19 protein-coding genes and 1 pseudogene are annotated in these 25935 nt (G+C 39.2%); 16 read left to right on the forward strand and 4 right to left on the reverse strand.

Translation table 11 applies throughout. The annotated features are described in order from the left end of the window. Window positions 1–47 precede the first annotated feature (47 nt). The 4 genes from DC498_RS08030 to DC498_RS08040 all read left to right on the forward strand — a co-directional run bounded on the left by DC498_RS08030 (window position 48) and on the right by DC498_RS08040 (window position 6563). Window positions 48–3431 (forward strand): TonB-dependent receptor, encoded by a 3384-nt coding sequence (locus tag DC498_RS08030; RefSeq protein WP_116873635.1) that lies wholly within the window; start codon window positions 48–50, stop codon window positions 3429–3431. Window positions 3432–3440: 9 nt separating this feature from the next. Beyond that, the gene (locus tag DC498_RS08035; RefSeq protein WP_116873636.1) at window positions 3441–4931 is read left to right on the forward strand and encodes a RagB/SusD family nutrient uptake outer membrane protein; all 1491 of its coding nucleotides are present in this window, start codon (window positions 3441–3443) and stop codon (window positions 4929–4931) included. Between the two features lie 840 nt (window positions 4932–5771). Beyond that, a complete protein-coding gene (locus tag DC498_RS26860; RefSeq protein WP_441351062.1) occupies window positions 5772–5882 on the forward strand; it encodes an IS1/IS1595 family N-terminal zinc-binding domain-containing protein in 111 nt (36 codons plus the stop codon). A gap of 333 nt (window positions 5883–6215) precedes the next feature. Next, complete coding sequence (locus DC498_RS08040; protein WP_116873637.1) at window positions 6216–6563, forward strand: hypothetical protein; 348 nt, start codon at window positions 6216–6218, stop codon at window positions 6561–6563. 417 nt (window positions 6564–6980) lie between these two features. On the opposite strand, the gene DC498_RS08045 is transcribed toward DC498_RS08040, so the two are convergent. From DC498_RS08045 to DC498_RS08060, 4 genes are all read right to left on the reverse strand, one after another. Then, window positions 6981–7247, reverse strand: coding sequence for a hypothetical protein (locus tag DC498_RS08045; RefSeq protein WP_116873638.1), 267 nt, complete (start codon window positions 7245–7247; stop codon window positions 6981–6983). A gap of 113 nt (window positions 7248–7360) precedes the next feature. Continuing rightward, the gene (locus tag DC498_RS08050; protein ID WP_116873639.1) at window positions 7361–7816 is read right to left on the reverse strand and encodes a hypothetical protein; all 456 of its coding nucleotides are present in this window, start codon (window positions 7814–7816) and stop codon (window positions 7361–7363) included. A 274-nt stretch (window positions 7817–8090) separates the two neighbouring features. Beyond that, window positions 8091–8423 (reverse strand): hypothetical protein, encoded by a 333-nt coding sequence (locus DC498_RS08055; protein ID WP_116873640.1) that lies wholly within the window; start codon window positions 8421–8423, stop codon window positions 8091–8093. Between the two features lie 17 nt (window positions 8424–8440). Further along, complete coding sequence (locus DC498_RS08060; protein WP_116873641.1) at window positions 8441–9886, reverse strand: hypothetical protein; 1446 nt, start codon at window positions 9884–9886, stop codon at window positions 8441–8443. 524 nt (window positions 9887–10410) lie between these two features. Here DC498_RS08060 and DC498_RS25980 point away from each other — a divergent pair. From DC498_RS25980 to DC498_RS08120, 12 genes and pseudogenes are all read left to right on the forward strand, one after another. Then, window positions 10411–10596 carry a hypothetical protein gene (locus tag DC498_RS25980; protein ID WP_133176788.1) on the forward strand — a complete coding sequence of 62 codons (186 nt, stop codon included), beginning with the start codon at window positions 10411–10413 and terminating at the stop codon, window positions 10594–10596. Between the two features lie 183 nt (window positions 10597–10779). Beyond that, window positions 10780–11850, forward strand: coding sequence for a hypothetical protein (locus tag DC498_RS08070; protein ID WP_133176789.1), 1071 nt, complete (start codon window positions 10780–10782; stop codon window positions 11848–11850). Between the two features lie 77 nt (window positions 11851–11927). Continuing rightward, a pseudogene (tnpA, locus tag DC498_RS08075) lies at window positions 11928–12359 on the forward strand (IS200/IS605 family transposase). Window positions 12360–12634: 275 nt separating this feature from the next. Next, complete coding sequence (locus DC498_RS08080) at window positions 12635–13207, forward strand: sigma-70 family RNA polymerase sigma factor (protein ID WP_116873644.1); 573 nt, start codon at window positions 12635–12637, stop codon at window positions 13205–13207. Between the two features lie 133 nt (window positions 13208–13340). Next, window positions 13341–14507 (forward strand): FecR family protein, encoded by a 1167-nt coding sequence (locus DC498_RS08085; RefSeq protein ID WP_116873645.1) that lies wholly within the window; start codon window positions 13341–13343, stop codon window positions 14505–14507. A gap of 275 nt (window positions 14508–14782) precedes the next feature. Continuing rightward, window positions 14783–18172, forward strand: coding sequence for a SusC/RagA family TonB-linked outer membrane protein (locus DC498_RS08090; RefSeq protein ID WP_370443897.1), 3390 nt, complete (start codon window positions 14783–14785; stop codon window positions 18170–18172). A gap of 17 nt (window positions 18173–18189) precedes the next feature. Next, window positions 18190–19707 carry a SusD/RagB family nutrient-binding outer membrane lipoprotein gene (locus tag DC498_RS08095; RefSeq protein WP_206197553.1) on the forward strand — a complete coding sequence of 506 codons (1518 nt, stop codon included), beginning with the start codon at window positions 18190–18192 and terminating at the stop codon, window positions 19705–19707. 12 nt (window positions 19708–19719) lie between these two features. After that, the gene (locus DC498_RS08100; RefSeq protein WP_116873647.1) at window positions 19720–20952 is read left to right on the forward strand and encodes an NAD(P)/FAD-dependent oxidoreductase; all 1233 of its coding nucleotides are present in this window, start codon (window positions 19720–19722) and stop codon (window positions 20950–20952) included. Window positions 20953–21051: 99 nt separating this feature from the next. Next, on the forward strand, window positions 21052–22134 hold the full coding sequence (locus DC498_RS08105) for an alkaline phosphatase family protein (protein ID WP_165813791.1): 1083 nt from the start codon (window positions 21052–21054) through the stop codon (window positions 22132–22134). Between the two features lie 166 nt (window positions 22135–22300). Next, window positions 22301–23191, forward strand: coding sequence for an alkaline phosphatase (locus tag DC498_RS08110; protein ID WP_116873649.1), 891 nt, complete (start codon window positions 22301–22303; stop codon window positions 23189–23191). 151 nt (window positions 23192–23342) lie between these two features. After that, window positions 23343–24470, forward strand: coding sequence for a DUF2264 domain-containing protein (locus tag DC498_RS08115; protein WP_206197554.1), 1128 nt, complete (start codon window positions 23343–23345; stop codon window positions 24468–24470). A 92-nt stretch (window positions 24471–24562) separates the two neighbouring features. Continuing rightward, window positions 24563–25846, forward strand: a complete 1284-nt coding sequence (locus DC498_RS08120) for a helix-turn-helix domain-containing protein (RefSeq protein ID WP_116873651.1) — start codon at window positions 24563–24565, stop codon at window positions 25844–25846. The last annotated feature ends 89 nt before the right edge of the window (window positions 25847–25935 follow it).

The following is a 25935-nucleotide window of genomic DNA, read 5'->3' on the forward strand; positions in this document are numbered from 1 at the left end:
AAGATTGTGTTATCCCTAAAATTAATTTAAACAAAACTAACAAGGTTATGGATCGATCTTCTATTCCAATCTGCTCGTCAAAAGGCAGGCTACTGCGCGCAATACGGATAATGAAGTTTACCGCTTTTTTTATTATGGCGGTTTGTCTCCGTGTTGATGGGAAGGCTTATTCGCAGGAAATAAACCTTTCTTTAAAAAATGTTCCTATAGCAAGAGTACTAAAAGAAATTCAGAAACAATCAGGCTACCAGTTTTTGTATTCAGATGAAATATTGCGTGGAGATAAACGTATTGATGTTTCATTGAAGGATGCAACCATTCGCGAGGCACTTGAAAAATGTATTACTCCTGAAGGACTTGATTTTGTTATTGATGACAAAACAATCATCCTGAGAAGAAAAACAGTTGTTCAGCAGAAAGTTCCCGAAGAACCGAAAGCTATAGATATTACCGGGCGGATCGTGAATGATAAAGGCGAGCCGGTATCCGGCGCTTCTATTGTAATTAAAGGAACCAATACAGGCGCAAGCTCTGATGCATCCGGTAATTTCAGGTTGCAGACTTCGCAGAACAGGGTTACGCTTGTTATATCATCTGTGGGATACGAAACAAAAGAGGTAACAGTTACAGGTGACAGTCCTGTAAATATTGTGCTCTCTCCCAAAGAAACCACGGCAGAAGAAATAGTGGTGATCGGTTATGGTACACAAAAGAAAGTAGATGTTACCGGCGCAATTTCTACCATTAAAGCTGCTGATGTAAACCAGGGCATTAATCAATCCGCATCACATGCATTACAGGGGCGTGCAGCCGGTGTAACTGTTATGCAAAATTCCGGTGCACCGGGAGAAGGGGTTGAAATACGTGTAAGGGGGTCCAATTCTATTAACGATAATAGCCCGCTGTATGTAGTAGATGGTATCATCTCGGGCGATATCAATGGTCTAAATCCTGCAGATATAGAAAGTATTTCTGTATTAAAAGATGCTGCTTCTGCTGCTATATATGGATCTCGTGGGGCTAATGGCGTAGTGATAGTAACAACAAAAAAGGGTAGAAGGGATCAGAAAACATCCATTTCTTATAATACCAGTCATGGTATACAACAGGCATGGAGAATGCCAAAAGCCTTGAATGCAGAGGAAAGAAATCTTATTCATAAAGAAGCGTTGACCAATGATGGCACAGACCCCGGAGATGCTGTATGGAATTATTATAATGATCCTGATAATGCTGTTACCAGAACAGACTGGTTTAAAGAAATATTAAAGCCTGCTTATATTTCCAGCCATGACCTGGCGATAAGAGGAGGCTCCAGCCGTTCCAATTATTCATTTAGTTTAGGATACCTGGATAATAATGGTATTGTGATGGGCACCAATTTTAAACGGTATAATGTGCGGATTAACAGCCAGCACGAGTTGTTTAAAAATTTAACATTCGGTGAAAATATCTATGCTGTAATAACCAATCAAAAAGCTGGAGAGTTTCGCGGTGCGTATGATGGGGTGTTAAGTTCAGCGCTGTTCAACTTTAGAAATATACCGGTATACACAGATAAAGCAAACGATATTTATGGCACACCTTCCGGTGATTTTCCTAATCCTGTGGCATCGCTTAATAGCAGGGATAACAGGAACAAAGGCATAGGTATAAGCGGAAATGCATACCTCGAATATAAGTTCCTTGGTATGTTTACCGCTAAAACAGATTTTGCCTATAGCCTTGGTTATGGCAAAAACAAAAACTTTGTTGCTATTGCACAAGGCGGAGGCAGAGGCCTTAACCAAAAGAATTCGTTGTCAGAATACTTTGCTACCAATAATACATGGATATGGAACAATACGCTAACTTTTGACAGGAACTTTGAGCAGCACCATGTGTCAGCTCTTATAGGAATGTCGTCTGAAGCCGGGTATAATGACTGGACATCGAGTGGAACAGCTAATGATTTCAGCAACCAGGATGCAGCGCTCAGGTACTTTAATAACGCCGGATCATTTCCTAATCATGTAACCGGCAGTGCAGATGATTATTCATTAGTAGGATATTTTGGAAGAGTCAGTTATGCATTTGAAGATAAGTATTTGCTTGCTGGTAATATCCGCCGCGACGGCTCTTCAAAATTCGCTCCTGAATATCGTTGGGGTACTTTCCCTTCTGTTTCCGCTGGTTGGAGAGTTTCGAAAGAAAATTTTTTCAAGTCACTCGACAATATTATATCTGATCTTAAAATCAGGGGAAGCTGGGGGCAGTTAGGTAACGATAAAATACCCAACTATCAATTCTATAGCACCGTGGGCAGTGTCGAATCTCCTACTTTAAATGGTGAAGCCTTTACTGCTTTAGCCCAGAGCCGTATGGCCAATACGACTATCAAATGGGAAGTAACTACACAAACCGATATAGGTATTGATCTGGGTTTTATGCACAACAGGTTAATCGCAAGTGTAGATTATTACAACAAAAAAACCACCGATATCCTTGTGCGGGTGCCCCTGCTGTCATCATATGGTGTGAATACAGCACCTTTTCAAAATGCAGGTGTGGTGTCTAATAAAGGATTTGAGTTCAGCGCTACTTTCAGGGATGCAGGCAAGGGCAAACTGGGCTATGAAATTACAGCCAATGTAGCTACTGTTAAAAACAAGCTGGAGACACTTGGTGTAACCGGCGCTAACCAAATATTTACTTCTGATTACAAGAATACACAGGTAGGCAGAATGGCAGAAGGTGAAGCGTTAGGACATTTCTATGTGCTGCAATCAATGGGGATATTTCAAACACAAAGTGAAATTGATAGTTACGTAGATAAGGATGGTAATAAAATTCAGCCTGCCGCTGTTCCCGGAGATTTAAAATTCCAGGATACAAATAAGGATGGTGTGATAAGCGCTGATGACCGTGTTAATGCCGGCAACAGTTTTCCTCAGTTTACGTATTCATTAAATGCCTCTTTGAATTATGGCGGGTTTGATATGAATATGATGTGGAGCGGAAGCCAGGGTAATAAAATATTCAACGGGTTAACACTTGGCGGTAAACTAATGCAGGGAACCGGTTATAATAACAGTGTGGATATATTAGACAGATGGACGCCGGATCATACCAATACGGATATTCCACGTGTTTCTATTAAAGATCTCAATAATAATCATACGTACAGTACTTTTTATATAGAAGACGGAAGTTTTTTACGTATGAAATATTTATCCTTTGGATATACGTTTAATAACAGCCTGCTGGGCCCCAACATTTCAAAGCTGAGAGTGTTTCTTACTTTCCAGAACCTCATCACTATCACCAAATATTCAGGCTTTGATCCTGAAATTGGCTCTGACGTAGGCGTGAATGCCAATATGTATGGCGTAGACAGGGGCGCATATCCGCAGGCAAAAGCATATATCCTGGGAATAAACTTTAATTTTTAATTTTTTGCTATGAAAAAGTATACAGTATATATATTGATGGTAAGTCTTTTAACGGCTTGCTCAAAAGATTTTCTCAATAAAGAACCGCACGAATTTACAGATGCGGTATTCTGGAAAACAGCAGAACAGGCAGAATCCGCACTGGGTGGCGTTTATACTCCGCTGCAGGGTGAGGAAGCATTGGGAGGTGAAGAATGGTGCGGTATGGAAGCATTCAGCGATATCGGCTATATGAATGACAATTATTCGGACTTTATTGCAATGACAGAATTCAGGGCTGTACAGAATACCGAAAATGATCTTAGTCTTAATAGTTACAAATCGTATTACCAGGTAATTAAAAGAGCTAATGACGTATTATATAATGTGCCGGATATTGAAATGGATGAATCGCAGAAAACGCGCATTTTAGGCGAAGCAAATTTCCTGCTGGCTTTTGCCTATTTCCAGGAAGTGATAAGGTATGGCGGTGTGCCCATCTATGATCCGGCTAATACGGAATCTGCTTTAGTACGTGCAACTGCAGACCAGGTTTGGACCGTTATTGAAACAAGTTTAAAAAGCGCTACTACCCAGCTGGCGTTTAACCATGAAGAAGGCCGACCTGGTCAGGGAGCTGCCTGGGGATTGCTGGCAAAAGTATATGCATACCTTGGACGATGGCAGGATTGTAAAGACGCTGCTGAAAAAGTGATCAGCTCTGGTAAGCACAACCTGTATCCTGTATATAGTGATCTGTTTACTTTAGAGCACGATAACGAAAGCGAAATGCTTTGGGTGCTTGGAGCCAGGCTTAATTCTTATCCTATTACCCCGATCCTGTATTTGCCTAACAATGTATGGGGTGGTACACAACCAGACAATGATGAGCCGGTGGGAGAGGGTTGGCGCCTGGTAAGCGCTACCAATGCTTTTTATAATACCTATCAACCGGGAGACAAAAGAAAAAAAGCTACGGTTGCCAAACGTAATGTAGACCAGGTTACCTATAATGGCATCACTGCTACGCTGATAGCTCCCAATAATCAATCGGAAGTAGTTTGTACAAAATTCATGCAGCCTTATGCACAGAGTTATACAGGCTGGGCTGCAGGTTTAAATGTGCCCGCATTGAGATATGCTGATATATTGCTGCTGCATGCAGAAGCCATTATGAACCTTAACGGCGGTGGACCTGAAAACAGAACAACCGGTGTTGCTGCTGCAGCTACATCTTTCAACCTGGTAAGAGAAAGGGCAGGACTTGATCCTATTGCCGCACCAACATTTAACGACCTGATGTACGAAAGGAAAATGGAACTGGCATTTGAAGGTGGCGACAGGCATTTTGACCTGGTAAGATGGGGTCTGGCTGCTGAAGTATATAATGCCCTGCCTGCCGAAGGTACATACAAGCCTAAAAGAACTTTTGTTCCCGCTACGCATAACCTGTTGCCTTACCCGCAGCAGGAAATTGATAACAGCAACGAATCTCTTAAACAAAATCCGGGTTATAATTAATTTAACCCTGATGCTGCAGGCTGGTAAAAAGTATTTTCTTATGAATACCTGTTAAAGAATCGCCCGGTAAATTTACCGGGCTTTTTTATGTGGCATTATCGATTTAAGTTTTTCCTCGGTAATTACTATACCCAAACCAGCCTTTGTGCCGTTAGCTGTTAATACCTGTATTTAATTTCAGAAGCCGGTTAATAGTTTTTACATTTAATCATGAGGCATAAATATAAGTTTGATGATAATGATGAGTTTTATTTTATCAGTTTTGGAGTAGCATGAGTGACATAAGAGAGACGCCTGCGCCTGAATATTGCTGTAGCTAACACCATTGCCGGATGCACCTATGTATATATCAGCAATACAAAAAACAGCATTATACGTTTTACTTCTTCCGGGTTAAAGATCAGATTATACAATGGCTGCAAAAAATCCTGTGGTTTCAATAACAGCTTCAATAAGTTCAGTATCCGGCAGGTAAAAGATTAGTATAGGAATGCTCCGCATTTTAAATTCAATATTCATAATTTTGCTACCGTGAAACTGTGGCTGACTTTTATATTATTATTGATATCTGTAACGGCAACCATTACTCCATGCTGTACAGATGATGATTGCGCCCGGGAAATTACGCGGCCGGATAACCATTCACATAAAGAAACAGGCACCTGTTCTCCGTTTTATTCCTGCAGTACCTGCGCTGCTTCGGTAATGTTCCAGAGTTAGTGATGGAATATTTTGAACCGTTAAAGAATTGAAAATCAATAAAAGTCTTTTGGGACAGGCATTAAAAGAGATGGATGATATATCTGTCTCTTTTTATTTTAAGGCTTTAATAGTAAAAATATGCTGAACGCCACAGTATCGTGTTCCAAAGTTAGTGATACGGGAAAATGTCCTCATTGTAAAGCAACCCCCATTGTAAAAAATGGCAGAACGAAAACCGGCAAGCAATAATACTACTGTAAGTCCTGCGGTAAAAGAAGCATAGATTATTATACCTACAGAGCCTACCTTCCTGCTATCGACTGCCTGATTGTTGATTTGACCAAAGAAGGTTTAGGAATACGAAGTACAACAGCTATACCTGGTATGTAAGAGATGCACAGGGCAATGTGCTGGCGGTATATAAAACCACGGGCAGCGATATCAGCACCACTACCCTGAAGCTGACAGAGCATCACATGTACGCCTGCCTGCCGGTAGGCAGGGCAGCAGCAGGCTGGGCATCATAAACCGTGATATGGATGTGATCAGCCGAGGCTGACGGCAGACAACAGCAATGCACATTTGGGGACGGCATATTTAGCTATTTTTACGCGGGGCAACAAGCTCTTTGAATTAACGAACCATTTGGGCAATGTGCCGGTAACGGTAACCGATGCCAGGATACCTGCTCCAAAATCAGGTACACCCCCACAGGTAGGCAGCTATACTACCCAGAAAAAATCGTTTGAAGACAATCAGGTTCGAACCGCCCGTCGTAATGAATTTATACAGTATATAAATGTGATAAATAAGGAGTTAGGGGCAATAAAAAACGGGACAAAAGTAGATTTTTCTACTTTGTCCCGTCAAGTCGGGAGGACAGGATTCGAACCGACCTATTATCTTAATGAAAATCAATCTGTTTGCTAATCTAATTTCATTCTACTCACGGAATAACTCAAACATAAATTTTAATGAAAGAACCTGCATGTAAATTAATCAAAAGCAAAAAGCTATACAAGTTTAAATCAGCTATGTTGAATACTCATAGATTATGCAATGAATGTATTGAGTGGAACTACTAAAAACAGGTCAATACTTTTTTTGATATTATTCTGGTCTTGTTGTAGAGTAGGCAGTTGCGTGTTTTCGCTTGAGTTTTTGAGCAGTTTTATGCCGGAAATTTTGTGCAGTACAGATTGTATTAATACTAACGTATTGTTGGATAGTTTAAGCAGGCAGGGAATAGTTAACCGGAATTTTTAAGACCTGTTCTTTATTTGATAAAATTACACAGGATTATATTACCCTGTGTAATTTTCATGTGGCCATAGAAGATGTTTGCTGTTATGCCATTTTGTTTTTAATAAATCCAACAATAGCTGTTAAAACAGCTCCTCCGCCAGCTCCTCCCAAAATACTGCTGAGCAGATTACCTGAATCGGTAGAAGCTGCTGCATTTGTTAAAGCGCTAAGCCCGCTTCCTCCGAGCCAGCCGCCTACTAAACCCACAATGGAATTTAGCACAGGCCCCATGCTTAATTTTTTCAATAAACCTCCGGCCGCATTACCGCCTGCCAAACCCGAAATTAGATTGATAATTAACTGTTGCATATTTATTGGTTTTAATTACGAAAACTTGTAAATGCACTATTGGCTCAGTCTTTTCCGCCGCAACTGAAGGTCGCGGATAGATGCTTATCTCTTTTTATCCCTTCTTGCATTAACTACATTCCTCCATAAACCGGTATATCATTTTTCTTTAAAACATACCCCTTCCATGGTATCAATTCCCATATATCTTTATGCCATGACTGACCTTCTGCTTTCCGCTCTAAAATGACGGATGCTTTTTCCGAAGGAAGAAACAATTCAACTTTGCTATTGTCTTTACTGAATATTATGTAAACTGCGGCGGTCTTATTCTCCGCTGCCCCAAGCGGATTTAATTTAACGCCCTCCTCAAAAATCCTGATACAATTATTTTTTATGACAGACCATTGATATCCGGCAGATGATTTACATCCTTGATCATCTGTATCCTCTCCTGTTTTTTGGGGTATTAAGGAATCGGTTTCTGAGGTTACAGAATCTATTAACTGCCTGACAGGCTCAGGCCCTGACCGCTTGCTTTCTCCACAGGAAACTATAAAAGCAATGACTATAATTATATATTTATACATGGTGTTCTTTTAATAATATTTTAACCAACTTCTTTCTTAATCATTCTTACCAGGGGCCATGGTATTAATGATGTTCAGAGGTATACCTGCCGCAACCAGTATAAGTGATATTATCTTTAGGATCGGCTTTTTTTATTTTTACTGTTACGCTGTATTCTAATTTTTCACCTGACATATCATTGATACATTCCTGTTTTCTTATTTCTACGATCAGTGTTTCATTTCCGGAGTGGGCATGATAGCTGTTTACGTGGGCATCAGTATTTCTGGCCTTTTAAATAGCTGAGCAGTGTATATCAATGCCCACAGGCGTTTTAAAATGCAGGTATCTATCGAAATCTGTTTCAATAGCCCAGAAAGGTTCATTACCTGTTCCTACAAAATCAATTTCCTGCCGGGGTTGTTGTTTTTTGAAACGGTCATTAACACGTGAAGTGTCCGTGTTTAAATGTGATGTATCCCCGATATTTGAGGGAATACCCGTTTCTTTTTCTGCATCCCCGCTAACAGGTTGCATGCAACCTGTCAAAAGTATTGCACCTGATAAATAACAAGCCACTTTTTCGCGCAGAAAGTTTTTGATGTTATTGATAATTTGATTTAACATTTATACCCGGCTTCAGATTAATACCTATAAATATATACAGCGTTAATAGCATCATTCCATCTGCCTGGCAAAGCAGAAAGATTGCTTACTGAACTGGTAAAAGTTTTGCTTTCACCCGTAAGATTGGGTCCTTTATATACCACAACGGCAAAGCCCGGAGGTATACGAATGGATGAAATACCTGCGCCAAATCCCAGGCTGTTTGTCGTACCTTCTGCACAGGCAATAGCACGCCCCTGGTAGTTGAGATCGGTATAGAGGATCACCTGCTGATTATTGCCGCCGCCCCCATTATCTCCATGATGTCCACCGTCAGACGCATAGATATTACCCGCAGAAATTCTGTTGTCCCAGCCATATTGTGCCAGGTTTGAAATACTGCTGGTTAAGCGCTGCGTTCGGCCATTACGGTCGTATATCTGAACCACCCATCCATGTGGTATATAAATGGATGAAATATTGTTTTGAAGCGATCCGAGGTTAGCAGCATTAAAATTTCCTGTATTCATTTGCTTCGCAATGCCGGAGTATTTCATGTCGCGATAAAGGATCACTTTATTGCCCTGTGGAGGAATTGTACCATTATTACCCCCGCTGATGATGCCCGTAGAAATTTTATCATTCCAGCCATAGCGAGCAAGATCAGGAATACTGGCTGTGAATGTTCGTGAATTGTTACGGCCATCATATACTTTTACGGATTTTCCCCGGGGTATATATATGGAAGATACCTGCGCCGCTAAAAGGCCAAGATCAGCAATATTGAAAGTCCCGTTACCAAAATCACGCTCTATGCCAGAATATTTCGCATCCCTGTAAAAGATTACTCTATCGCCCTGGGGGAGTGTGCCTCCACCGCCCGGATTGCCGGAATAAACAATGCCCGCTACAATACGATTATCCCATCCATACTGACTTAGTGAAGACCGGCTGGAAGAAAATGTAAACGTTTTGTTTGCATTATCCCGTACTACTATTGTCATTCCCTCCGGTATATAAACAGATGAAATCTGCCCGGAGAGATATCCCAGGTTAGCTGCACCAAAACTTCCTGCCGGAATTTCTTTAGCTACGCCGGAATATTTTATATCCCGGTAGAATATAACTTTATCACCTTGTGCAGGAAGTTCTGCAATAGGGCCTTCTCCTCTCCTGAAAATTTTTACAGAAGAAACTTTTGATCTCCATGAGGAGGGAAGACAGGGAACCGAAGAATAAAAACTTTCAGAACGCCCCTTAAATCCCGGTAATGCATAAACCTGCATAACCATATCGTCAGGAATATGAAATGAAGCCAGCCTGTTATCACCAATACCTAACTGCTGAGTATTATAATTTCCGGTGGCCAAATAACTTTTTCTGCCTAGATACATGCAATCTTCAGCCAGCATTACCCTGTTATTCTGAGCAAAAACCGGGCTGATCACTGCGACCAGGGCTAACAGGAACAGAAGTTTTTTCATTTGAACTATTTGGAGCTATTTATATGAATGCGCGTGACATATTTCACTACTTCAGGGCTCTGAGCAAGAAGGGTTGCTCAAAATTCACGCTAACGAAAATATATAAAATCATTTCTGAATATTATTGCCGGTACATCTCTCCTGTTTCATTTAAAAAAAGGAAACATACTAAAGCCATGTTTCCATCGGTATTTCTTAACTGCGGTACAATAAATTGTTGGAGAATAACTAAGCAGTTAAACCGGCTTGCTTAAATAAAAACACTTAATGCAATACCTCGTAATAAACGTAACATGTTTCATTTGAGAAAATGAAACATGTTGACGCCCGACAAAAGGAATATTTTATAATAGCATTAGATATTTTTACTCGTATACAAGCATACTTTCTATTTGAGTTACCCATAAAATTATACATAAATGATCTTTTCTATCGCCGTTATTGTAACAGGCATTACTTGTGTTTTAAGTTGTGTAGTAATCTATTATTACTTTCAGTTAAAAAAAATGAAAAAAAAATTAAATATGAAGAGAAGGGACGAATTCATTAAAGTATTAGGTGAAGGATACAAAAGTCGACCATTAGACATGGAAACATACCGGTACAAATGGCACAAAGGGGTGTTTATTATTCGGGCCGATTTTGACAAAAAGGGAATATTAAAAGGGGAGAAGAAAATATCGAGAGGGTTTTCTGGCAGCAACCGGTAAAAAGCCGGGCTGAAATAAGACTCAAATATTTCACACCTTGAATAATATAGTGTTAAGTTATTCATGAAATGTCAAACCATAAACATGAAACGTCTTACGTTTCATATCTCTACATATAAGGCGTAATATCCTTAATATAACAATAGTTTAATATTCGCCTTTTATAATTACTAATTCCATTACATGAAGTATTTGAATTGTTTTTGGTTTATCGTTGTTGTATGTCTTTCTTCCTGCTCGGGAAATAAAGAGAAAAAAAAGTCTGACAACGATTTACTAACTGAGCAGCTCTCTGTCATCAATACATTACTACGCGATACCAGTTTTGCCCGACAAATGGCAGAAGCGATGGAATCCTCGTATTATATCGCTGAGAATAAACCAGTCCCTGCTTTCTCAAGTCCGGAGTTAGACACTTTACTCATAAATAAAAGTATCAGGGAAGAAAAGATTGCAACAAGTATTGCCCCTTTTTATGCTTTAGAGTGCGGCATTGGTGTAATAATGGATAAGTATGAGGGTACGCCTTTTGAATGGTTACAAAAAATAACTTCCTCCAAACTGGATAGCGCACAAGAACTAATCCTGAACAGGTTTGCTAATGCTACCTGGAAAGTAGGGCAGCCATTCAGGTCGCTTGATCGTATTACGAGACATGTTTTTATCTCTGCATATTTTTTACCCGCTGAAGAAATTAAGAAAGATTATGATCATATTATGGCTGCAGCAACCAAACTGACAGAAAGAATGATTGATGTTAAAGGCGGATCTGTAAAAGAACAACTGAAACGCATAACCGAACTCCTGCAGGATAGGCAGTTTGCACTGGAAATGGCATCAAATTCAGAAGCATCTTTCTACAGATCACAACGTCATACAGTTCCTCCTCCATTCCTAAATTCTTCGGAAGACACTGCAACCCAAAGAAAAAGCGCTCTTTATGAAAAGATAGCCATAAACATCGCAGGCTTTTATGCACTTGAGTGTGGGTTGAGTTATTTTGCTACTGCAAAAAATACCATTCCATCAACGTTGCTAAAAAATATTACAGATGATAAGATAAGCGCAGAAGATAAAAGAATATTTGAACGGTTTGCCAATGCCACGTGGAAGGCAGGACAACCATTCAGAGGACTCGACAGGATTACAAGAAATAATTTTATTTCTTTTGACCTTCTTTCTGATGCGGAAATTGAAAAAGACTGGATACAAATAAAAGCTGCTGCCAGCAAGTTGATACCTTTAGTAAATTGACTGGTCTCAAACCGTTAGTTCAAGCTATGCCCTTTAGGGCAAGGCTTTAGCTTCTACAAATCTAACTAAATTTGGAGATGCAGAATTTACGTAAGGGCAGTCATAGTGTACATCAGTTACATGTACATATTGTATGGAGTACGAAATATCGTTACGAAGTATTGCGTGGAGATATCCAGGTAAGATGTAGGGATTTATTACGTCAGACTTGCGATACATTGGATGTTCAAATACTCAAAGGCGTAGTTAGTAAGGATCATATTCATCTTCATTTAAGCTATACCCCAAAACTGAGTATAAGTGAATTAGTAAAGCGATTAAAAGGACGAAGTGCAAAAATGTTATTGGAAGAGTATGGAGAATAAAAGAAACGATATTGGGGCGGTCATTTGTGGGGTATAGGTTATGGAGCATGGAGCACAGGAAATATAACAGATGAGATGATACAGGAATATTTGAATCATCATAATGAGGGTCCAAATAATAATCAGAATTTTATTCTGGAATAGTTTCAATGAACTTTCAGTTTAAGATTTTGAATGCTGTTTACAGCAAATTCAAATGACTTTCAGTCACAAACCAACCTATGGGTTTCTAACCCATAGTATTTGAGTTTCCATCGCCTTACACAAGGAAATATTTAATCGACCTTAATTTACCAGTTGAACTACGGATTGCCGAACCCATGGACTCTCTTATCCACATTTTCTACTAATATATTATCTTTTCATTAATTTAGTATTTATAAACAAAGGTTATATTAGATAAACTTACTTTTGTCATCATGACCCCCTATTCTACATATGATGAAGTTGACCTTTTAATACTGCTAAGGCGGGGAGATAGTCTTGCTTTTACTGAAATATATAACAGGTACTGGGATAGACTTTTTTTTGTAGCCGGGAAAAAATTGAATGATTTCGCTATTGCAGAAGAAGTTGTTCAGGATATATTCTCTGATATCTGGTTTCGCAGAGAACACATTATAATACCCTCAGGATTTTCAATTTACCTTGCAGCGGCACTAAAATACAAGGTTATCAACATCAGAATTAAGCGACAGCGTGAACTAAAATATTTACATTTTGTGAAAGTTCAGTCGTCCTTAGCCGATAATACAGTAGAGGGAACAATGAGTTTTGAAGCACTGCAAAACCAGTTAAGCGAAACAGTTGCCAAACTTCCAGAACGGTGTCAACTTAGTTTTAGGCTTAGCAGGGAAGAAGGATTAAAACAAAAAGAGATAGCACAACTCATGAATATATCAGAAAAAGCGGTAGAGCATAATATCTCAAGGGCACTCAAAACTTTACGTACGAGCCTCCGCCAGTTCCTTACAACTACATCATTTTTTTGATTTTTTATTTTTTTTCGTTTTTAATGTGGGGATAATCAGTACGTGATTGATAAGGTTATATCAGGCTGGTAAAATTAGCTGAAAACGAAAATTGCTATTTCGATCACTTTTACTTTTCTGAAAGAAATTTGAGATGTTTAATACAGAAAGAGATAAACGGCTGGCTGAACTTGAAGAAAAGTGGCTGAAAGGTATAATATCCGATGCCGAAAAAAAAGAATATGCCGATTGGTACAATGATATTAATGAAACCATCCCACTGGATATTTCGCCTGTTTTTGCATCAGACGCCGACGAACTAAAAAGAAGAATATTCAATCGTATCAAAATTAAAGGGGGTATAGGAAATCAGATATGGAAAAAGAAGACATTGAAATTATCTGTCGCAGCTTCTATACTTGCTATTGCAACAATCACAGGATTGCATTTATTCAGCCGTAAAACATCTGACCAGGTAACAGCTGTTGTTCAGGAGCAAATGACTAATGATGCTGCCCCAGGTATACACGGCGCTGTACTGATATTAGCAGATGGAAGCCGGGTATTATTAGATAGCAGTAAGAGCGAGAATATAGCAAATCAGGGAAATACTAAAGTGCTAAGAACGCGGGAGGGGCTTACTTATAAGAAAGGAGCAGGAATGTCTGACAGCAGGCTTTTCAATACTGTTGTTACACCAAGATCAAGGCAGTTCAATCTTGTACTTCCCGATGGATCTGCCATATGGATGAATGCAGAAAGCAGTGTAAAATTTCCTGTGGAATTTAACAAAAGTGTCAGGGAAATTGAATTTATAGGAGAAGGATATTTTGAAATAGCGCCTGTATATGATCAAAGAAAGAAAGTGCCTTTTATTGTAAATATTAATAGAACGAAAATAGAAGTTCTCGGTACACATTTTAATATTATGGCTTACAAAAACGAAGGCGTTATCGAAACTACTTTATTAGAAGGCAAGGTAAAGGTCGTCAATGGTAAAAAGGAAAATGTTTTAAAGCCCGGACAACAGGCTGCCAGCAATAGTGAGGGAATAAAGATTAATTCATCTCCTGATATTGAAAAAGTTATGGCATGGAAAAAAGGAAAATTCATGTTTGAAGAAACCAACATTCAACAGGTAATGCGACAATTATGTCGTTGGTATGATATTGAGGTTGAATATGCAGAGAATGTAATGAACTATGATTTTTCTGGCGGTATTACAATGTACACCAATGTATCTGACGTATTGAAAATGCTGGAATTAACAGGGACATTGAAATTCAGGATTGAAAATAAAAAAGTATTTGTATCGAAATAAACCTTTATCACAAAACTATAAAATATGTTTTACGTATAAACCTTCTGACTACCTGAAAAAAATGAACCCTCAACTGGAGATTGAAGGCTCAATAGTTTTTGGGTAATAAACCATCAGCTAAGACACATTTATTTTAAATCCCAAACAAGCACAAAAGTATGATTTTGCAAACGTACTATGGGCAATTTATTCCTGTTATCCGTACTGAAAATTTGCTCAAGAGAATTTTAACCCGGGAGTTACGGGCAATTTTTTCGTTCAAAACGCTTTTGATCATGAAATTAACTGCTTTTCTTCTGCTTCTTACATGTTTAAAAGTTAATGCAGGAGCTAATGCACAAACTGTAAGTTTATATCTTAAAGATGTTCCCCTTACAACTGTTTTTAAGGAAGTTAGGAAACAGACAGATTATGAATTTCTGTACAATGTTCAAATGATACGTAAAGCTAATAAAGTTAGCCTGAGTGTTACAAAAGCTTCCTTGAATAATGTGCTGGAAATATGCTTCAATAATCAACCACTTTATTACAAAATTGTAGATAAAACAATTATAGTAAGCGAGCGTTCTGTTAAAATCCCTGAAGTTCAGAAGGAAAAGAGAATGTACGCCGTCATTAAAGGACGTGTTCTGTCACCTACAGGAGAACCTTTGCCAGGTGCAAGTATAACAGTAAAAAATGGAGTAAAGGGAGTAATAAGTGATGATAACGGAGACTTCCATATTGAAGCAAATACAGGAGATATTCTGGTTGTGTCTCTTGTTGGCTTTGTAACTCAGGAAACTAAAATTGATAAAAACCCAATATCAATTATTCTCGAACGATCAGAAAACGAAATGAGCCAGATTGTAGTAACAGCTCTTGGAATAAAAAAGGAGAAAAAGGCAGTTGGTTACGGGGTGCAGGACGTTAAGGGATCAGATTTGGTTAAGGCACGGGAACCAAATGCACTGAACTCGCTAACAGGCAAAGTTGCAGGATTGACCATTTCGCCCAGCTCAAATCTGTTTGGAGATCCGGGCATAATGCTAAGAGGCAGAACGGGTGTATTGATTGTTGTGGACAACGTGATCGTAAAATCCGATTCATGGAACCTCGCACCAGATGACATTGAATCATTTTCAATACTGAAAGGCGCTAATGCCGCTGCCTTATATGGTGCGCTTGGGGTTAATGGCGCTATCATAATAACCACCAAACGCGGTTCCAAAAACAAACGTGGATTTTCTGTAGATTTCAATTCCAGCACACAACTCCAAACCGGATATAATGCCATTCCCAAATATCAGACGGAATATGGAGCGGGTGACGGATTTGAATATGCTTTTAAGGACGGGATGGGTAGTGGAATTAATGACTATGATTATTTTATTTGGGGTCCCCGGTTTGAAGGACAACCCATCACGCAATATAATAGCCCGGTAGATCCCGTTACAGGTGAACTTGAACCTTTACCATGGTTGGCAAGAGGTAAAGATAATCTTAAGAATTTCCTCCGCAATGGTTTGCTAAGTACAAACAATATTTCTATTTCAGCTAATAATGATAAAGGTGATATTCGCATGTCTGTATCTCAAACATATCAAAAAGGTACAGTGCCGAATTCTCAGGTTGCTTCAACCAATTTCAATGTTAACGGAGGATTGAACGTAGGTAAAAAATTACGTTTTGAAACTAATATAAACTACAATAAGCAATATACCGACAATTATCCCACCTTAGGTTATGGGCCCCAGAGTCTTATTTATTTGATTACCGTATGGGGAGGTACAGATTATGATATAAAAGATTTGCGCAACTACTGGAAGCCAGGCAAAGAAGGGATAGAGCCTTATAATAGGGAGTATACTTTATACAACAACCCCTGGCTTGTAGCCTACGAAAATCTTCGGGGATATTACAAAAATGATATCTATGGATATGTCAAGATGGATTACAAGATCACAGATCATTTAAAATATAATATTCGTACCAATGTAAGCACCTATGATCTCACCCGCACAACACGCTATCCTTATGGCGGCACGTTTTATAGTCCCTATAACAAGATTGGCGGCTATACAGAAGATTGGAGCAAATTATGGGAAAATAATACAGAAACCTCTTTTTCATATGCTAATACTTTTTGGGATGATCTTAATTTTTCGGGAGCAGTTTATGCCAATCTTCGTACTATTTCTGCCCGCCAAATCAGCAGTGCTACAAAAGGAGGTTTAATTGTTCCGGGAGTTTATACATTAAGTAATACCAAAGAACCAAATTCTCCGGTAAACAGCAGTGCTAAGAAGCAGGTTGGAAGCATATACAGCTTTATTGACCTTGATTATAAAGGATATATATTTCTTAATATGACAGGTAGATTCGACCGTTCTTCCACACTTCCCCAAAAGAATAATACTTATTTTTACCCTTCCGCTTCGATTAGCACGATCCTGTCTGATATTGTTTCCCTTCCTAAGCCATTATCTTATTTAAAACTGCGGGTATCGTATGCCAATGTAGCAGGGGATCTCGGAACAGAACCATACGATATTTACAATCTTTACCCTACATATTCAGTGTATAGTACAAGGTGGGATAATAATGTTGGTGTTGGTTATTCGGGAGTATTATATAATCCTGATATCCTGCCGTCACGTGTAAAAACTATTGAAACCGGCATAGAAGCCCGCTTCTTTAAAAACAGGCTGGGGATAGATGTAGCCTGGTTTAGAAACATCGAAGGTCCTGGTATTGTTAACGTTTCTGTATCCAATTCATCAGGTGTGACCTCCACTCAAAAAAACGCATTTACTTATGTACGTCGCGGGCTTGAGATTGTTGTAAATGCCACTCCTGTTTCCTCAAAAAATTTCAGTTGGAGCATACTTGCCAACTGGTCGTATAATCACAGATGGCTCAAAGAAATTGATGGAATACTTGAACGAGATGGCAATGTGCGCCTGGGTGAGCGTGCCGATGGCTATTTTATCAATGATTTTCAAAGGGATGAGAATGGTCAGATGATCGTTGCCAGCAACGGAAGACCTGCATATAATCCTTATGTCACTAAAATTGGGCATTCAGATAACAGGTTCATAGCGGGTGTAAATAACAGCCTTCGTTTTAAATCATTCTCTTTATCCTTCCAGTTTGACGGACGTTTTGGCGGACTAATCAGGAATTATCTGGATGGATATCAATGGAGTGCAGGTACTCATGTAGAGTCAGCAAGTGAATATCGCTATCTGGACTGGATTAATAGAGACAATCCAGACTGGAAAGGATCTGTTATGACAGATGGCCAGAAAATCGTAAGTGGATTGTTAAGTACAGATCAGGATGGAAATATAATTACCGATACAAGAACGTTTGGGAAGAACGATGTGCCGGTTTTATGGCAAACCTGGGCTCGCAATTATTATCAGTCTGGATATCAGCTAGCACGTAATCGTACTTATGCGAAGCTGCGCGAAATAATTTTGTCTTACAATTTTCCCCAGGGTGTATTAAACAGACTGGGCGGAATACAACAGGTTAGTATTGCTTTGGTCGGCAGAAATTTATTGTACTTCACCAAAAAGGGTACTCAAAATATGGATCTGGATCAGTATACCGGAAATGTATCTGATTTTCAGACACCTTCCGTAAAAAGTTTTGGACTAAATCTAAACCTCACATTCTAACATACAAAACGTTTATCATGAAAATGACAAAGCTCATCATATATACATTGGTGATAATTGTATCTGTAATTACATCTTGTGAGAAAACAGATAAACTTCAGGAGAATCCGAACGCCATAACAAATCCTCACCCTCAGCTTATACTAACGGGTTTGCTACTGGATATGCGTACCAGCCCCTGGGGGTCCGATCAGCGCAACAATCAATTCATGGTTATTAATGAAACATACTATGGCAACCAGGCTTATGCATGGGGAACGGGGAGTACGTCTGGATTTGATCAACTGAGAAATATTTTAAGGCTTGAAATTGAAGCGGAAAAAAAAGGTGAGGAAGGAAAACCTTATCTGGCTCTCGCGAAATTCCTGAAGGCATATTTTTTTTCCGAGATGACTGTAATGCTGGGCGAAATCCCCTTTCAACAGGCCTTGAAAGGAACAACTGAAAATATATTTCAACCTGAATACGATACCCAAGAGGACATTTATAAACAAATACTAGAACTGCTGGAAACAGCTAATAACGATATCACTCCCCTGGTTCAAAGCGGGGCAACCGTGGGGGGTGATTTTTACTATGATGGTAATTTGACCCAGTGGCAGAAATTAATCAATTCATATCGTCTTCGCATCTTAATCGGACTTAGTAAAAGAAGCAATGATTCACCGGGATTGAACATACAACAGCAATTTGCAGATATTATGGGCAATCCGGCAAAGTACCCTATAATACTTGACAATACCGATAATTTTAAACTTGAATATAACAGCAGCACCCGCGATAATAATTATCCATTATGGCCAGCAGACGGTATTGTCATCAAACAAGATCTACGGAATAATTTGGGTGATACCTACCTAAGCATTCTAGCTGCAAATAAAGATCCGAGGCTCTTTGTGGTTGCCAGTCCTACAGATTCGGCAAAACTTTCCGGAGACCCGGATTATGCAACTAAATTCACCTCATACCGCGGCGGAAAGTCTGGAGAACTCCAGACAACACTCAAAGATCAGGCAGTTGCAGGTAAACTTTCGACAATTAACTTTGATTACTGGGTTAGCTCCCCTTCCGGTGTTCCATACATTATGTTCGGTGCTGCAGAAACCGCTTTTTCCATCGCTGAAGCCATAAACCGAGAATGGATATCAGGTGATGCGAACGACTATTTTCGCAGAGGAGTTTCTCTTTCAATGAAAACATACGGTATTTCTAATAATGATATCGAAAAATATTTTACTGATAATCCTTTAAATAATTATCAAGGAAATAATACTCAGGGTTTAGAACAAATACTTAAACAAAAGTATGTTGCCTTTTTTCAAAATTCAGGTAGAGAGGCGTATTACAATTATAGAAGAACAGGCATCCCCGTATTTGATGTGGGACCTGGTAATGAGAATAATAATATAATACCCATGAGATGGGCCTATCCAACATCTGAATATACAACTAACGAGATAAATTTAAAAGCTTCGCTTCAACGTCAGTTTTCTGGATCTGATACACGTAATGATATAATGTGGTTGCTCAAATAAAAATTTAAAGCCGTGTTTGTTATATCTCAAAAAGCAAATATAGTTATAGTAGGAGGAGGCATATTTGGATGTGCCATTGCCTATTATTACACACGTAATTATCCGGGCAAAAAAGTTCTTGTACTGGAACGCAACGAAATATGCAATGCAGCCACCAGCAGGGCGGCTGCTCTTATGACTATAGTTCGCTCAAAAAAGTCATACATACCATTATCACTGGAAACTTACCAGGCAGTAGTGCAAATGGAAAAACAACTTGGTGAATCCCTTGACATGAGAATGTCCGGAATGATGCATCTTGCGGCAAGCGATGCAAGAGTGGAAGATTTAAATGTATTGCTGGAAATTGCTGACCAGTTCCGTCAACCTTATGAATACCTTAGCAGCGAACGAGCACATAGCATGTCTCCCTGGCTAAAAGCAGATGAAGCAATGCGTATTGTATTTTTTCCCGGCGAAGCTTACTGTGATCCCTATCTGCTTGGAACTTTTTTTTCCCGCTGTGCCCGGCAACAGGGTGCAGAGATTCTTCAAAGTTGTGCAGTGAAGGAATTAATATATAGAGCGGGCGCTGTGTACGGAGTAAAAACATCACAGGGAACAATAGAAGCAGATATTGTTATAGATGCCGCCGGCGCATGGGCAAATGTATTATCCATGCAAACAGGTACAGCCATACCTATGGCACCTGTAAGAAGTCAGTACTGGATAACAGAAAAGGCAGATATTTTTCCTGTAGATGGTCCAATGGTGTTGTTACCAGATGCTCAAGCCTATGCCAGGCCAGAAGGTGGGGCGCTGTTATTTGGCGTACGGGAGCATCAATCGCTCTATGCTTCGCCTGATAAATTGCCAGATGACATCAGTAATTTTATGTTTAGTGATGACAAGGGTATGAGTGACCTGGCAGAAAATGGAGATCGGCTGGCAAGATTTTTTCCGCACTTTTATGACACCGGAATAAAATATTACATGGCCGGATTTTCCGGATACACACCGGATGGGCAACTGGTAATGGGCAAAGTACCTGGAGTTGAAAACTTTCTATTGGCTTCCGGATGTTGCGGAGCTGGTATAGCAGTAAGCGGTGGCGTTGGACTGGCACTCGCAGAGTTGGCGTCGGGCAATCCTTCTACTTTTGATCTTTCTGATTTTGATGTGTCAAGATTTGGTAAGATAGACCCTTTTAGCACAAGCTGGCTTGAAAGATGCGCGATGTCCAGATCGAAGAAATTAAGCGGGTAATTCCAGCCCGTTTATCATTTAAGTCATCGCATGTATGTTCTCGTTCATTATGGAAATAGAAAGAATGTAAGAGTGAAACTTAAATTTAAATATTACATTATGAGAATTGTTTTAATGATGTATTTGCTGCTCATGATTTCCGGCGAGAGTTATGCTCAAAATAAAACTAAGAATGTAATTCTGATATCTATGGATGGTTACAGGTGGCAAGAATTATTTGGCGGGGCAGACTCAATATTGCTTAATGCAAAAAAATATAATTCACAGGATTCAAGCCAACGGTTTGCAAAATATTGGGCTTTCACAGAAAAAGAGCGAAGGGCAAAGCTAATGCCTTTTGTTTGGAAGGAAATTGCCGCCAATGGGCAGATATACGGTAATCGTTCGTTAGGGAATAATGTAGATTTCAGAAATACTTATTGGTTCTCTTATCCTGGGAGAAGTGAGGTGCTGACCGGATATTTTGATCCGGCGATTAATTCTAACAACTATTCTGATAATCCTAATGAAAATATTTTAGAATTTATTGAAAAACAAAAGGGATATAGAGGAAAATCCGTAGTATTCGCATCATGGGATGTTGTGGCCAAAATCGTTAACCGTAACAGAAATAGAATGATGGTTAATATATATGGTGAAGATGTTAAAGACCAGAAACTAACCTCTACGCAAGAACTGGCGAACAAAATGCAATATTTTTTACCCGATTTTTTTGGCAAAGGAGAGCGGCTGGATGGCTTAACTTATATGCTTGCAAGAGCCTATATCGAAGCCGGTCATCCGCGCGTCATGTATATTGATTTGGCCGATACTGATGTATTTGGTCATGGAGGAAAATATGACTACTATCTTGATGCGGCGCATTATGCGGATGCAATGATTGCCGATATATGGCACTATGTACAACAGGAGCCCTTTTACAGAAACCAGACCACTATAATCATTTATCCTGACCACGGTCGTGGTGAAGCTGAGCAGTGGACCAGTCACGGTACAAATACTCCACACTCCGGAGAATCTTACATTATGATTTTAGGACCAGATACAAGTCCGAAAGGAGAAATAACCGCAGCACAGCAACTTTACATGGATCAGGTAGCACAAACAATAGCCAACATCATGGGACTACATTTTACAGCCAATCATCCTGTTGCAAATGCTATTGAGTCTATACTAAAATAAAAGTATGATTACACAAATAATACAGTTGAAATTGAGAAACTATATTGGGGAACAACCAGCCTTTCAAGTCAAATTCCAAAGTCTCATAAACAGTTGGTTTTATCCAGGTCTTTATTCTTATTGACCTGTTTTATCGTTTTTGTTTCTGCATTTAAATATTATTGAAATGAAAAAACTGCTATCATTATTACTATTTTTTATTGTGTTGAACCTTCAACTAAATGCGCAGCACCAAAAGGTCAAACATGTTGTCCTGATTGGGTGTGATGGCTTAGGAGCTTATGCGTTGCCTGATGCAGATATGCCGGAATTAAAAAAGCTGATGTTAAATGGAGCATGGAGTCTCCAGGCACGAAGTGTTCTGCCATCATCAAGTGCAGTTAATTGGGCGTCTATGCTAATGGGTGCAGGACCGACAGTAACAGGCTATACGGAATGGGATAGCAAAACACCGGAAATTCCGTCTGCAGTTAAAGGACCTTATAATATTTTTCCAGGAATATTTGGGATATTAAAGCAACAAAAAGCCGGTGAACGTTCTGCCGTTATTTATAATTGGGGAGGTATTGGATACTTGTTTGAAAGGGCAGCAGTAGATATTATCGTTCATAATAATCAATCGGGGGGAGATTTTTTTGCTGATACCGCAGCCATTATTATTAAAACACAAAAGCCAACTTTAACATTTTTACACCTGAGTGAGCCGGATGGTGTAGGACATAATATAGGTCATGGAACTGAAGCTTATTATGAAGAACTTAAAAGAGTGGATCGGAGGATAGGCAGAGTTGTTAACGCAATAAAAGAAGCGGGAATAGAGAATGAGACAATAATAATTGTAACATCCGATCATGGGGGAAAAGGAAAAGGACATGGAGGAAAATCTCTGGATGAAATACAGATTCCATGGATCATCAGCGGAGTCGGAATAAAAAGAGGTCATAAGATCAATGATATAATAATAACCTACGATACCGCGGCTACTATTGCATATATTTTGGGGTTAAAAACGCCTCAACCATGGCGTGGAAAAGCAGTAACAGATGCTTTTAAATAATTAAAATTTACAAATGACTTATAAGTTTGGGGAAACTAAGAGTATTCTATTGTTATTGTTTCAAGTATTGTTTTTTACCCCATTAACCTTAAATGGGCAAAAGGTATTAGAGCAAGAGGCCCGTAAAAGTGAAAACCACCGAAATATTTGGGTGAATGCGTTATATCGTATTTCGCAACCGGTAATACATAACCTTGCCAATGGTACACTTAAGGCAAATATGCCGCTTGAAAAAGGAGCGGGCTATTACAGCAAAGCGGAAGACATATCACATCTTGAAGCTATTGGTAGAACATTGGCAGGATTGGCACCCTGGCTTTCATTAAAAGACGATAATACTTCAGAAGGATTATTAAGGCAGAAATGCAGGATAGAAGTATTAAAGGGATTGCAAAACATGATGGATTCGTCTTGTCCTGATTTTATCCATTTTGACATTGCAGATCGTCAACCTATTGTTGATGGTGCATTTCTTGCACTTGCATTTTTAAGAGCGCCGGATGTACTTTGGCATCCGCTGAACATGCAAACAAAAAAGAGGTTTATCGCAGCCTTTAAATCACTAAGAGACAGATCTCCTGGTTATAATAATTGGTTATTATTTGCAGCAATTAATGAAGCTTTTTTACTTAAAATCGGAGAAAAATATGATCCCGCGAGAATTATGTTTGCCGTAAAAAAAATAAATGAGTGGTATATAGGAGATGGCTGGTACAGCGATGGATCTACCTTTAGCATGGATTACTACAATGCTTTTGTAATTCATCCTTTTATGGTTGAATTGATGAAGGTACTAAAAACAAATAATCTTACATCCCAGGCAGAATATGAAATTTGTGTAAAACGCATGGCGCGTTACGCACAATATCAGGAAAGATTAATAGCGCCTGATGGTACCTTTCCTGTTATTGGAAGATCTGCATCTTATCGTACAGGTGCTTTCCATGCATTAGCACAAACGGTACTAATGGAAAAATTACCCTACAATATAAAACCAGGACAAGTGCGTTGCGCTTTATCTGTAATGATAGCTAATTTTTTTAAGGGGGATCAAAATTTTGACCGGAATGGTTGGTTGGTTTTAGGATTTAACGGTCACCAACCTGCTATAGCCGAATCATATATATCAACAGGGAGTTTATATCTATCTTCTCTTATATTTTTACCTCTTGGATTACCTGCGCACAATGCATTTTGGGCAGAAGCTCCTTCTCCGTGGACTTCCCAAAAAATATGGAATGGACAGCAGGTTCAGCCGGATTATAAAGTTGAGCATTGATACGTACACACTCTTGGGGGTATCTTAAACTGCTATTATACCAACTCATGAGTTTCCGAAATAGATATTAAATAGTAGTTTTATGCAGTTGTATGAAAAATGAAATTCTCCTGGTTTTTGAGCTGATAACAATAATCCTCGGATTACTTTCAATCGGGCTCCTGGTATTAACCAATAAAGAAAACAAATTTGCAAACAGGCTGCTTGCAGGTAATATTGCATGCACCACATTATATATGTGTGCGGGAGCATTATCACAGTCTGATTTTTTTCTTCATCATCCGCATTTCTACAGGGCATTCTATCCCTTTAATTTATTGATCTACCCGCTTTACTACCTGTATATCCGTGCAATTTTTACCGAAAAAAAATATTTAACGCTCAAAGATTCTCTTCACCTTGTACCTGCAATTGTGATAGCACTGCAGTTCTTACCTTTTTATGCTATGGGTACAGAAGAAAAAAGGCAATACCTGCAGATGCTATTTACCCACCCTGGAAAACTGACTTTGCTGAATGAAGGATGGTTACCTTCGGGCACAATCAGTATAATAGTGTATGCTATAGGATTAATTTATATGGTATTCGCGATACGCATATTCAAAGAAGCACGGCAAAACAATTTTTACCTGCTTGAAGAAAGCAGGGAAAGACCCATTATCCTTTCCTGGATAACCGCATTAACATTTACGCACCTGATCATGCCCTTTCTTTATTTCCTTATGCTTGTCATAAGTCCTCCCATGCAGGTGCGATACATCCCCATACTGTTTGTTCAGTCTTTTTTATTAAGCAGCCTGCTTGTTTTTCTTTTTATACGACCACAGATATTATATGGACTATCGCTTAATATCGGTCCGGAAAACACTAACCCGGGCAGCTACTCCCCCAACTCAAAAGTTGAACCGCCTGTACTTTTTATAGCATCCGGAAAAGAATCAAGCGGAATAACAGTAGCAGAAGCAGCAGACGAAGAAGAATATCCTGAAGAAGATTTTTCCGGAGATAGGCAGGTTAACGATATTTCAAAGTCTGAACATTTCCTTGAGTATGCCGAAATAGTAGAACGCTGTTTTTCAGAGGAAAAAATTTTTTTGAAACGTGGCTTCGCACTCAAAGATCTTTCAGCTCTAACGAATATACCCCAACACCATCTTACAATACTTTTCAATAAATACTGGGGAATGAGGTTTAATGACTACCTGAATAAATGCAGGGTTAATTATATCATTGGCAATATAAATGATCCTGCCTGGAGCAATCTTTCACTCGAAGGCATTGCCTGGCAGGCAGGATTCAGTTCCAGGATTACTTTTTTTAAGGCAGTAAAGAAGGTAACCGGGCTTTCTCCATCTGCATTATTGAGAAGAAATTAGCTTAACAGTAAGCCTGTTAGCTGTTTCTTATTTAAAAATGAAACATATTCTGCCTGCCCCTGCATAATATTTGAATGTGCCTGTTTTAA

The organism is Terrimonas sp. (genome assembly GCF_003075435.1).
Lineage (GTDB): Bacteria > Bacteroidota > Bacteroidia > Chitinophagales > Chitinophagaceae > Agriterribacter.